Source organism: Blastococcus sp. SYSU D00695, assembly GCF_054050555.1.
The window spans coordinates 24,457-35,454 of record NZ_JBJGZP010000032.1 but is presented as its reverse complement, the minus strand read 5'-3'; the positions used below and the strand labels follow the sequence as shown (position 1 = coordinate 35,454).

At 74.5% G+C, this 10,998-nt stretch carries 9 protein-coding genes; all 9 read right to left on the bottom strand.

Annotation, left to right across the window (positions count from 1 at the left end):
* Positions 1-237: 237 nt before the first annotated feature.
* The 9 genes from ACI781_RS17050 to ACI781_RS17010 all read right to left on the bottom strand — a co-directional run bounded on the left by ACI781_RS17050 (position 238) and on the right by ACI781_RS17010 (position 10,872).
* Positions 238-2,775 carry an ATP-dependent Clp protease ATP-binding subunit gene (locus ACI781_RS17050; RefSeq protein WP_456567315.1) on the bottom strand — a complete coding sequence of 846 codons (2,538 nt, stop codon included), beginning with the start codon at positions 2,773-2,775 and terminating at the stop codon, positions 238-240.
* A 357-nt stretch (positions 2,776-3,132) separates the two neighbouring features.
* On the bottom strand, positions 3,133-3,486 hold the full coding sequence (locus ACI781_RS17045; RefSeq protein ID WP_456567314.1) for a histone-like nucleoid-structuring protein Lsr2: 354 nt from the start codon (positions 3,484-3,486) through the stop codon (positions 3,133-3,135).
* A 147-nt stretch (positions 3,487-3,633) separates the two neighbouring features.
* Positions 3,634-5,136, bottom strand: coding sequence for a lysine--tRNA ligase (gene lysS / locus ACI781_RS17040; protein WP_456567313.1), 1,503 nt, complete (start codon positions 5,134-5,136; stop codon positions 3,634-3,636).
* Positions 5,137-5,147: 11 nt separating this feature from the next.
* On the bottom strand, positions 5,148-5,969 hold the full coding sequence (locus tag ACI781_RS17035; protein WP_456567312.1) for a type III pantothenate kinase: 822 nt from the start codon (positions 5,967-5,969) through the stop codon (positions 5,148-5,150).
* Positions 5,970-5,972: 3 nt separating this feature from the next.
* Positions 5,973-6,884 (bottom strand): carboxylating nicotinate-nucleotide diphosphorylase, encoded by a 912-nt coding sequence (gene nadC, locus ACI781_RS17030; RefSeq protein ID WP_456567311.1) that lies wholly within the window; start codon positions 6,882-6,884, stop codon positions 5,973-5,975.
* Positions 6,885-6,960: 76 nt separating this feature from the next.
* Entirely contained in the window at positions 6,961-8,658 is a 1,698-nt protein-coding gene (locus ACI781_RS17025) for an L-aspartate oxidase (RefSeq protein WP_456567310.1), read from the bottom strand.
* A complete protein-coding gene (panD, locus tag ACI781_RS17020; protein WP_456567309.1) occupies positions 8,655-9,077 on the bottom strand; it encodes an aspartate 1-decarboxylase in 423 nt (140 codons plus the stop codon). The genes ACI781_RS17025 and panD overlap by 4 nt, the downstream gene beginning before the upstream one ends.
* Positions 9,077-9,931 carry a pantoate--beta-alanine ligase gene (panC, locus tag ACI781_RS17015; RefSeq protein ID WP_456567308.1) on the bottom strand — a complete coding sequence of 285 codons (855 nt, stop codon included), beginning with the start codon at positions 9,929-9,931 and terminating at the stop codon, positions 9,077-9,079. The genes panD and panC overlap by 1 nt, the downstream gene beginning before the upstream one ends.
* Positions 9,928-10,872: a Rossmann-like and DUF2520 domain-containing protein gene (locus ACI781_RS17010; protein ID WP_456567307.1), complete on the bottom strand. Its 945-nt coding sequence runs from the start codon at positions 10,870-10,872 to the stop codon at positions 9,928-9,930. Before ACI781_RS17010 ends, panC begins: the two co-directional genes overlap by 4 nt.
* Between the last annotated feature and the right edge of the window lie 126 nt (positions 10,873-10,998).

The window sequence follows — 10,998 nt, the reverse complement described above, 5'->3', positions numbered from 1 at the left end:
CCCCCCCCCCCCCCCCCCCCCGCCGCCGCCGCGGCCGACCACCCGCCCCCCCCCCCCCGCCCCCCCCCCCCCCGGCCGGGGAGGGCAGGCGGGGAGGGCAGGCGGGGAGGGCAGGCGGGGACAGCGGGGGCGAGCAGCGGTGGGGAGGCGGAGAGGGCAGGCGAGCAGGCGCGGGACGACGAAGGGCCTCCGCCCACCGGGTGGTGGGCGGAGGCCCTGTCGTCGTGCTGGAGGCTCTTACTCCGCCTGGGCGGCCGCGGGGCCGTCCTCCTCGCCGTCGGCGCCCGAGAGGGCCACCGGCGGCGTGTCGGGGACCTCGATCGGCTTGGCCTCGCCGCGGAAGGTGAACTTCGCGGTCGGGCCCTCGCCCTCGACGTCCACCACGATGATCTGACCCGCGGTCAGCTCGCCGTAGAGGATCTTCTCCGACAGCGCGTCCTCGATCTCGCGCTGGATGGTGCGGCGCAGCGGCCGGGCACCGAGCACGGGGTCGAAGCCCCGGGCGGCCAGCAGCTTCTTGGCTTCCTGGGTGATCTCCAGCGACATGTCCTTGTTCGCCAGCTGGGTCTCCACGCGGCCGACCATCAGGTCGACGATCGTGATGATCTCCTTCTCGGTCAGCTGGTGGAACACGACGATGTCGTCGATGCGGTTGAGGAACTCCGGCCGGAAGTGCTGCTTGAGCTCCTCGTTGACCTTGAGCTTCATCCGCTCGTAGTTGCTGGTGTCGTCGTTGCCGGCCTGGAAGCCGAGCCCGACGGCCTTGGAGATGTCCCGCGTCCCGAGGTTGGTCGTGAGGATCAGGATCGTGTTCTTGAAGTCCACGATCCGGCCCTGACCGTCGGTGAGCCGGCCGTCCTCCAGCACCTGCAGGAGCGTGTTGAACACGTCCGCGTGCGCCTTCTCGATCTCGTCGAAGAGGACCACCGAGAACGGCTTGCGCCGCACCTTCTCGGTCAGCTGGCCGCCCTCGTCGTAGCCGACGTAGCCGGGAGGGGCACCGACCAGGCGGGAGACCGTGAAGCGGTCGTGGAACTCGCCCATGTCGATCTGGATGAGGGCGTCGTCCTCGCCGAACAGGAAGTTGGCCAGCGCCTTGGCGAGCTCGGTCTTACCGACACCCGAGGGGCCGGCGAAGATGAACGAGCCACCGGGGCGACGCGGGTCCTTGAGGCCCGCGCGGGTGCGCCGGATCGCCTGGCTGACGCTCTTGATGGCCTCTTCCTGGCCGATGATCCGCTTGTGGAGCTCGTCCTCCATGCGCAGCAGCCGGGAGGTCTCCTCCTCGGTCAGCTTGAACACGGGGATGCCGGTCCAGTTGGCGAGGACCTCGGCGATCTGCTCGTCGTCGACCTCGGCGACGACGTCCATGTCGCCGGCCTTCCACTGCTTCTCGCGCTCGGCCTTCTCGGCCAGGAGGTTCTTCTCCTTGTCGCGCAGCGACGCGGCCTTCTCGAAGTCCTGGGCGTCGATCGCCGACTCCTTCTCGCGCCGGATGGACGCGATGCGGTCGTCGAACTCGCGCAGGTCCGGCGGGGCGGTCATCCGCTTGATCCGCATCCGCGCGCCGGCCTCGTCGATCAGGTCGATCGCCTTGTCCGGCAGGAAGCGGTCGGAGATGTACCGGTCGGCCAGCGTCGCGGCGGCGACGAGCGCGCCGTCGGTGATGCTGATCCGGTGGTGCGCCTCGTAGCGGTCGCGCAGGCCCTTGAGGATCTCGATGGTGTGCTGCAGCGTCGGCTCGCCGACCTGGATGGGCTGGAAGCGGCGCTCGAGGGCGGCGTCCTTCTCCAGGTGCTTGCGGTACTCGTCGAGCGTGGTCGCGCCGATGGTCTGCAGCTCGCCGCGGGCCAGCATCGGCTTGAGGATGCTGGCGGCGTCGATCGCGCCCTCCGCGGCACCGGCCCCGACGAGCGTGTGGATCTCGTCGATGAACAGGATGATGTCGCCGCGGGTGCGGATCTCCTTGAGGACCTTCTTCAGCCGCTCCTCGAAGTCACCGCGGTAGCGGGAGCCGGCGACGAGCGCGCCGAGGTCGAGGGTGTAGAGCTGCTTGTCCTTCAGCGTCTCGGGGACCTCGCCCTTGACGATCGCCTGCGCGAGGCCCTCGACGACGGCGGTCTTGCCGACGCCGGGCTCGCCGATGAGGACGGGGTTGTTCTTGGTGCGGCGGGAGAGCACCTGCATGACCCGCTCGATCTCCTTGGCCCGCCCGATGACCGGGTCGAGCTTGGAGTCGCGGGCGGCCTGGGTGAGGTTGCGGCCGAACTGGTCGAGCACCAGCGACGTCGACGGCGTGCCCTCCGCGGGGCCACCGGCCGCGGCCGGCTCCTTGCCCTGGTAGCCGGAGAGCAGCTGGATGACCTGCTGGCGGACGCGGTTGAGGTCGGCGCCCAGCTTCACCAGGACCTGGGCGGCGACGCCCTCGCCCTCGCGGATCAGGCCGAGCAGGATGTGCTCGGTGCCGATGTAGTTGTGGCCGAGCTGCAGCGCCTCGCGCAGCGACAGCTCGAGGACCTTCTTGGCCCGCGGCGTGAAGGGGATGTGGCCGGACGGGGCCTGCTGGCCCTGACCGATGATCTCCTCCACCTGCTGCCGGACGCCCTCCAGCGAGATGCCGAGGGACTCGAGCGCCTTGGCGGCGACACCCTCACCCTCGTGGATCAGGCCCAGGAGGATGTGCTCGGTGCCGATGTAGTTGTGGTTGAGCATCCGGGCCTCTTCCTGGGCCAGGACAACAACGCGGCGGGCTCGGTCGGTGAACCGTTCGAACATCTGCTGCTTCTCCTTCGACCGGCTGGTCCGGCACTGCCCTCCCCGTCTGTGGGGAGGAGCACCCGACGTCCGTCGGCACGCTGGGGCACCGGTCTTTCCACTGTAGTCGCGGACTCCGACTCCCCGTCGGCGCACGGCCGGGCGTGGGGAGGAGGAGCTGCCCGGTCCAACTGATGCTGACGGGACGGTGTTCCACGCCCGTTACGCCGTGAGCGGACGGGCCGGGCGCAGCCGGGAGGGACGACGACGGCCCGGCCCCCCTGCCGGGGACCGGGCCGTGGCGACGTGCTGGAACGGCCCCCTCGCAGGGGCCCACCCCGAGCGGAGCGAGGGGTGGGGGGCGAGGGGGTCCTTCTCCTAGTGCGCGGCCTCGTAGGCCTCGACCACGCTGGCCGGGATGCGGCCGCGGTCGCTGACGGCGTGCCCGTTCTTGCGGGCCCAGTCGCGGATCGCGCCGGCCTGCTCGCGGTCCATCCGGCCACCGCCGCCGGTCGCGCGGGAGCGCCCGGCCCCGGAGGCGCGGCCGCCACCGCGGCCGACCTTGCGGGCCGCCTGGACGTACCGGGAGAACGCCTCGCGCATCTCCCCCGCGTTCTTCTCGGACAGGTCGATCTCGTAGTTCGTGCCATCCAGCGAGAAACTCACGGTCTCGTCGGCCGGGAGGTCCTCGTCGAGGTCGTCACTCAGGATGACCTGGACCTTGCGCGCCATTCTTCGTTCCCCACTCCTGTGACCGGGCCCCGTGACGGATGTGCATTTGCCACCCAGGGCGACGGGATCATCGAACCACAGGTGGTCGACCATTAGCCGCGAGAACGTGCACATTCCCCCGATTTGTGGAGCGACGAATCGTCGGGATCAGGAGATCGGGCGGACGAGTGGGAAGAGGATGGTCTCGCGGATACCGAGACCGGTCAGCGTCATCATGAGGCGGTCCAGGCCCATGCCGACCCCACCGGTGGGCGGCATGCCGTACTCGAGGGCCTCCAGGAAGTCCTCGTCCAGGGCCATCGCCTCCGGGTCCCCCGCGGCGGCCAGCAGCGCCTGCTGGGTGAAGCGCTCCCGCTGGACGACGGGGTCGACCAGCTCGGAGTAGCCGGTCCCCCGCTCGATGCCGCCGATGTAGAGGTCCCACTTCTCCGCGACGCCGGGGTCGCTGCGGTGCGCCCGGGTCAGCGGCGACGTGTCGACCGGGTAGTCCAGGACGAACGTCGGCGCCTGCAGGTCGTGCTGCACCAGCGCCTCGAACAGCTCCTCGACGACCTTGCCCGGCAGCCAGGCCGGGTCGACGCCGACCTCGTGCCGCTCGGCCAGCGCCCGCAGGTGCTCGACCGGCGTCTGCGGGGTCACCTCCTCGCCGACGGCCGCCGAGACGACGTCGTACAGGCGCACCTGGGCCCATTCCCCGGACAGGTCGATCTCGGTGCCGTCGTGGTGGCGGGCCACGTGGTCGCCGAACAGCGCCGCACAGCACTCCTGGATCAGTTCCCGCGTCATCACGGCGACCTCGGAGTAATCGGTGTAGGACGCGTAGAACTCGAGCATCGCGAACTCCGGCGAGTGCGAGCTGTCGGCGCCCTCGTTGCGGAAGTTGCGGTTGATCTCGAAGACGCGGTCCAGCCCGCCGACGATGCACCGCTTGAGGAACAACTCGGGGGCGATGCGCAGATAGAGGTCGAGGTCGAACGCGTTCATGTGCGTGCGGAACGGCCGCGCGGCCGCACCGCCGTGCACGGTCTGCAGCATCGGGGTCTCGACCTCGAGGAAACCGCGCGCGGTGAGCCCGGACCGCAGCGCGGCGTTCACGGTCGCGCGCTGGCGGACGGTGCGCCGGGCCTCGTCGCGCACGATGAGGTCGACGTAGCGACGGCGGACGCGCAGCTCCTCGCTCATCGGCTTGTGCGCCACCGGCAGCGGCCGCAGCGCCTTCGCCGTCAGCTGCCAGGAGTCGGCGAACACCGAGAGCTCCCCGCGGCGCGACGTCCCCACCTCGCCGGTGACCAGCACCTGGTCACCGAGGTCGACGTCGGCCTTCCACGCCGCGAGCGCCTCCTCGCCGACCCGGTCGCGCGACAGCATCACCTGCAGCTCGGCGTCCCCCTCGCGCAGCGTCGCGAAGCACAGCTTGCCGGTGTTGCGGGAGAAGATCACCCGGCCGGTGACGCCGACGGTCGTCCCGGTCAGCGTGTCCGGCGCCAGGTCGGGGTGCGCGGCGCGGACCTCCGCCAGCGACGTCGTCCGCCCGACCACCACCGGGTAGGGGTCGACCCCGGAGTCGCGCAGCCGGTCGAGCTTGGCCCGCCGGACCCGCATCTGCTCGGGGAGCTCGTCCTCTGGGCTGCCGGGCGGTTCCTCGCTCACGGAGGGGCAGCCTACGGGGAGGCCGGGCGGCGTCCGGCCGGGGAACGCTGGGCGGCCTGCTGCCGCTCGAACGCCAGCCGCAGCCCGTGCACGGTGAGGTCGGGCTCCCGCGCCGAGACCGTGCGGCAGCTGCCGGCCAGCAGCGGCGCCAGCCCGCCGGTCGCGACCACCACCGGGGTGACGCCGAACTGCTCCACCAGCTCCCCGGAGATCCGCGAGACCAGGCCGTCGACCAGCCCGGCGAAGCCCAGCACCAGCCCGGACTGCAGCGCCGCGACGGTGTTCTTCCCGATGGCGTGGGTCGGCACGCTGAGCTCGACCGAGCGCAGCTGCGCGGCCCGGCTGGCCAGCGCGTCCAGGCCGACCTCCACGCCGGGGGCGAGCGCGCCGCCGAGGAACTGCCCGTCGGGGCCGACGGCGTCCACGTTGGTCGAGGTGCCGAGGTCGACGACGACGACCGGCCGGCCCCGGCCGTCGTCCCCCCGCCCGAACAGCTCGTGCGCGGCCAGCGCGGTCACGACCCGGTCGGCGCCCACCTCCCGCGGGTTGTCCACGTGCAGCGGGACCCCGGTGCGCACGCCGGGCCCGATAAGCACCACCGGGACCTCGAGGGACTCCAGCAGCTGGCGCAGGGCCGGCAGCACCGCCGGCACGGTGGAGCAGGCGGCCACCCCGGTGACCTCGGTGTCGCGCAGCAGCCCCCGCCAGACCATCCGCAGCTCGTCGGAGGTGGTCCGCGGCTGCGTGGTCACCCGCCAGCCGCCCACCTTGCGGGCCCCGTCGAAGGTGGCCAGCACGGTCTGGCTGTTGCCGACGTCGACGGTGAGCAGCACCGCTCAGCCCGCCCGCAGGTCGAGCGCCAGGTCGAGGATCGGCGAGGAGTGCGTGAGCGCGCCGACCGACAGGTAGTCGACGCCGGTCTCGGCGACGTCCCGGGCGACGGCGAGGGTGAGGCCACCGGTCGCCTCCAGCTCGGCCCGGTCGCCGACGGCCGCGACGACCTCGCGCAGCTGCTCGGTCGTCATGTTGTCCAGCAGCAGGAACTGCGCCCCGGCCTCGACCGCCTCCAGCGCCTGGGCGGGCGTGTCGGCCTCCACCTGCACCGGCACCCGCGGCGCCCGCTCCCGGACCGCGGCGACCGCGGCCGCCACGGACCCCGCCGCGGCCACGTGGTTGTCCTTGACCATGGCCACGTCGTACAGCCCCATGCGCTTGTTCGACCCGCCACCGCAGCGGACGGCGTACTTCTCCAGGGGCCGCAGCCCCGGCGTCGTCTTGCGGGTGTCGAGCACGGTGGCCCGCGTCCCGGCGACGGCGTCGGCCCAGGCGCGGGTGGCGGTGGCGATCCCGCTGGCCCGGCTGGCGATGTTCAGCGCGCTGCGCTCGGCGGCCAGCAGCGCCCGCACCGGCCCGCGCACGGTCAGCAGGACGTCGCCGCGGGCCACCCGGTCGCCGTCGGCGGCGCCGGCGGTGAGCGTGGCCCCGGGCGCGAGCCGGGCGAAGACGCGCGCGGCGACCGGCAGGCCCGCGACGACGCCGTCGGCGCGGGCGACCAGGTCGGCGGTCCCCAGCTGGGCCGGCGGCACGGTCGCGGCGCTGGTCACGTCGTAGGAGACGGCCAGGTCCGGGGCGTCCGGCAGCACCGCCCCGCCGGTGAGGTCCTCGGCGAGGGTGCGCTCGACCAGGGCGTCCACCCAGGCCTCGTCGAGCCCGGTCCCCGCCAGGGAGCGGGGGTCGTCCCCGGTCACTGCGTCCTCCGTCCGTTCCTCCGGCACGCCGCGCGCCCCGGTCCGTCCCCGTCGTCGTGCTCCCCGCCCGGGCAGCTCACCACGGGACCACCACCGGCGTGCCCACCGGGCGGCGGGTCAGCCGCAGCTCGCCGCGGTCGTCCAGCCGGACGTCGAGGTGCACCCGCCAGGCGTCGGCGGTGTCGGGGTGGTCCTCCCGCCAGTGGCAGCCGCGGGTCTCCTCCCGCGCCGCGGCCGCGACGGTGACCGCCCCGGCCACCGTGAGCAGGTCGGTGGCCTCCCAGCTCGCCACGCCCGGGGCCGCACCGGGCCCCTCGTCGAGCGACCGCGCCAGCCCGCCGAGGGCGGCCGTGGCCGCGGCCAGCCCGGCACCGGTGCGCAGGGCCGCGACCGCGCCCGACATCGTGTCGGTCACCAGCCGCCGGCCGGCCGGGTCGAGCAGCCCGGTCAGGGCGGGCGCCCCGGCGAGCGGGACCGCCGGCGGGGGCAGCGGGCGGGCCAGCTCGGCGCCGATCCGGGCGGCGAAGACCAGACCCTCCAGCAGCGAGTTCGACGCCAGCCGGTTCGCCCCGTGCACCCCGGTGCAGGCCACCTCGCCGCACGCGTAGAGGCCGGGCACGGTGGTGCGCCCGGACAGGTCGGTGACCAGCCCCCCGGACGCGTAGTGCGCGGCCGGCGTGACCGGCACGAGCTCGGTCACCGGGTCGATGCCCGCCTGCCGGCAGCGGGCCACGATCGTCGGGAACCGCTCGGGCAGGCCGAGGACGGACCGGGCGTCGAGCCAGACGTGCCGGACCCCGTCCCGCAGCTGCACCCGGGTGATCGCCTTGGCGACGACGTCGCGCGGCGCGAGCTCGGCCAGCGGGTGGACGCCGACCATGAACCGCTCGCCGGCGCCGTCGCGCAGCAGTGCGCCCTCGCCGCGCAGCGCCTCGCTCACCAGCGGCTGCTGGCCGCGGACGTCCGGGCCGAGGTACAGCGAGGTGGGGTGGAACTGGACGAACTCGAGGTCGGTGGCGACCGCGCCGGCCCGCAGCCCCAGCGCCACGCCGTCGCCGGTGGACACCGCCGGGTTGGTGGTGGCGGCGTAGACCTGCCCCATCCCGCCGGTGGCGAGCACCACCGCGCGGGCGCGCACGGCGCCGACGCCGTCGGCGCTGCCCTCACCCAGCACGTGCAGGGTCACGCCGGCGGCGCGGCCGTCGGCGTCGCGCAGCAGGTCCAGCACCATCGCGTGCTCGACCAGCGTGATGCCGGGGTCGGCGCGCACGGCCGCGTGCAGCGCGCGCTGCACCTCCCAGCCGGTCGCGTCCCCGCCGGCGTGCACGATCCGGTCGGCGGAGTGCCCGCCCTCCCGGGTCAGCAGCAGCCGCCCGCCCGGGTCGCGGTCGAAGGCGGCCCCCCAGCCGATCAGCTGGGCCAGCCGCTCCGGGCCCTCGGTGACCAGGGCGCGCACGGCGTCCGGCTCGCACAGCCCCACGCCGGCGACCTCGGTGTCGGCCGCGTGCGCCGCCGGGCTGTCGGCCGGGTCGAGCACGGCCGCGATGCCGCCCTGCGCCCAGCGGGTGGAGCCGTCGTCCACGCGGACCTTGGTGACGACGGCGACCGACAGCCCCGCCGACCGCGCGTGCAGCGCGACGCAGAGGCCGGCGATGCCGGAGCCCACCACGCAGACGTCGGCGGTGAGCTCCCAGCCCGGGTCCGGCGCGGCCAGCCGCAGCGGGAGACCGGCGAGGGCCGCCGTGGCCGCCCCGCCCATCTCGGCCAGGGTCACCGAACCGGTACGCCGAGGTCGCTGCGCTTCTGGTCGGTGGCGCCGGGGACGGGGGCGGACGGGTCGCCACCGAGCTCGACGATGCGGTTGGCGCCGTCGACGTGCACGACCTTGGGGATGTAGCTCTTCGCCTCGGTCTCGTCCATGACCCCGTAGCTGATCATGATCACCATGTCGCCGGGGTGGACGAGGTGCGCGGCGGCCCCGTTGATGCCGATCACGCCGGTGCCCCGCTCGCCGGGGATGACGTAGGTCTCCAGGCGGGCGCCGTTGGTGATGTCGACGATCGCGACCTGCTCGCCGGGCAGCAGGTCCGCCGCGTCGAGGAGGTCCTCGTCGATGGTCACCGAGCCGACGTAGTGCAGGTCGGCCTGGGTCACGGTCGCCCGGTGGATCTTGGACTTGAGCATCGTGCGCATCATCGGGGACCTCCGAGGGTGACCGGGACGTTGTCGAGGAGTCGGGTGCTGCCGGCGCGGGCGGCCAGCAGCAGGCGGGCGGGGCCGGCGTCGGGGGCCGGGCCGAGGTCGGGGTCGGTGAGCTCGAGGTAGTCGGGCACGAGCTCGGGCGCGGTGGCGAGCACCTCCCGGGCGGCGACGAGGACCGCCTGCGCACCGCGGGGGCCGGCGTCCGCGCCGGCGCCCAGTGCCCGGTTCAACGTGGCCGCGGTGGCCCGCTGTTCCGGGGTCAGGTAGCGGTTGCGCGAGGACAGTGCCAGTCCGTCGTCCTCCCGGACCGTCGGCACGCCGGTGACGGTCAGCGGCAGGACCAGCTCCCGCGCCATGGCGCGGATGAGCACCAGCTGCTGGTAGTCCTTCTCGCCGAAGAACGCCTCGTCCGGCCGGACGAAACCGAACAGCTTGGCGACGACGGTGAGCACGCCGGCGAAGTGCCCGGGACGGACCGCGCCCTCCAGCACCGTGCCCAGCGGCCCCGGGTCGACCGTGACGCCGAGCGCGCCGGGCGGGTAGACGTCCTCGACGCCGGGGTGGAACACCAGGTCCACGCCCTCCTCGGCGAGCGCGGCGAGATCGGCGTCCCACGTGCGCGGGTACCGCTCGAAGTCCTCGCCGGGGCCGAACTGGGTCGGGTTGACGAACACGGAGACGACGACGCTCGCGCAGCGCTCCCGGGCGGCGCGGACCAGGGTGCGGTGACCCTCGTGCAGCGCGCCCATCGTGGGCACGAACCCGACCGGGCCGGGCAGCCCGGCGCGCAGCCGGAGGAGGTCCCGCGCGGTCTCGGCGACCGGCGGGACGGCGGCGGCCGTCACCGGGAGCCGGCCGGGTCCGCGGCCTCGTACAGCAGGTCGAGCAGGGGCGCGCCCTCGTGCCGCTTCAGCCGGCCGGCGGCCAGCGCCCGCTCGGTGGTGCGCTGCGCCATCGCGACGTAGGCGGCCACCGACTCCGGCGCGCGGTCGGTCAGCGTCGCCAGGTGGTCGGCCACGGTGCCGACGTCGCCCCGGCTCACCGGCCCGGTCAGCCCGCGGTCGCCGCGGCGCAGGCCGTTGTCCAGGGCCGCCGTCAGCAGCGGGGTGAGGACGCGGGCGGGCTCCCCCACCCCCGCGGCGCGCAGCAGGTCGGCGGCCTCGGCGACGAGGGTGACCAGGTGGTTGGCGCCGGTGACCAGCGCGGCGTGGTACAGCCGCCGGTCGGCCTCGGCGACGAAGAACGGCTCGCCGCCCATCTCCAGCACCAGCGTCTCGGCGACGGCGCGGAACTCGGGCGCGCCGGTCACGCCGAAGGGGGCGCCGGTGAGCCGCTCGGCGTCCTCGGGGACACCGGTGAAGGTCATGGCCGGGTGCAGCGCCAGCGGCAGGACGCCGGCCCGTGCGGCCGGCTCGAGGACCGCCAGCCCGTGCGCGCCGGAGGTGTGGAAGGCCAGCTGGCCGGCGCGCCAGGCGCCGGTCTCGGCCAGGCCGGCGACGAGCCCGGCGAGGGTGTCGTCGGGGACCGCGAGGACGACGAGGTCCGCGGCGGCGACGACCTCGTCGGCGGGCAGCAGGGGGACGCCGGGCAGCAGGCGCGCGGCCCGCTCGGCGGAGGCGGTGGACAGGCCGGAGGCGGCGACGACCTCGTGGCCGGCGGTGGCGAGGGCCGCGCCCAGGACGGCGCCGACCCTGCCGGCGCCGATGACGCCCACGCGCAGTCGTGCCGGGGCGTCGGGTGCCGCGGGCGATGCCGCGGCGCGGGAGGTCCTGCGGGCAGCAGGCATGAGGTGCTCCTCGTTCCAGTCCCGTGCGGGTACCGGACGTCGGTGGGTCTCCCCCGGCGGAGACCGGTGGGGTGGTGCGGGTCGTGCGGTGGTGGCGCGGCGCGTCCCCGCTGCGACCAGCTGTGT